At 49.5% G+C, this 673-nt stretch carries 1 protein-coding gene; it reads left to right on the top strand.

The genetic code is table 11. The features are described from left to right. A partial coding sequence (locus R7Z77_RS25885; RefSeq protein WP_318137116.1) for a methyl-accepting chemotaxis protein occupies positions 1-673 on the top strand: 673 nt, incomplete at both ends.

Here is a 673-nt window from a genome sequence, read left to right as displayed (position 1 = left end):
ATTAAGAACATCAGCGAAAGTAATAACATGGGCTTACGCTCTGATCTTGCAGGTAAGGATGAACTGTTTGATATCAGCCACCATCTCAATGATCTGCTCGAAAAGCTAGAGCGTTTGATCCACAACACACAAGAAAAATCGATGCAGTTAACAGCGAGCACAGACAACATGCATCGTGAGCTTGAAGGTGTTATGGAACAGTTCCACGCACAGACTGATCACACCGCCTCTATGGCGACGGCCGTGCAGCAGATGGTTGCCACTATCGGTGAAATTTCTGAAAGCACATCGGTTGCGGTTGAAGGTGTTCACCAAGCTGCGACTAACGCCGAACAAGGTCGCTCTGTCGTAGAAATGACCGTGACGAATGTTGGTCAGCTGACGGGTATCCTCTCGAACAGCCAACAGTCTATCGGCTCATTGAACCAACACGTCGATAAAATTGGCGGTGCGGTGAACATCATTCAAGACATTGCTGAACAAACGAACTTGCTTGCACTTAACGCGGCTATCGAAGCGGCTCGTGCGGGTGAGCAAGGACGTGGATTTGCCGTGGTTGCAGATGAAGTTCGCGCTCTTGCGAGCCGTACACATCAATCCACGGAAGAGATCACGCGAGTGGTGATGGACATCCAAGCGCAGATGTCGATGGTGGTTTCCGATATTGATCAAT

The sequence above is a fragment of the Vibrio sp. 1401 genome (assembly GCF_033340295.1).
Note: the sequence above shows the minus strand (reverse complement) of the source record. Positions and strands in the feature narration are given on the sequence as shown.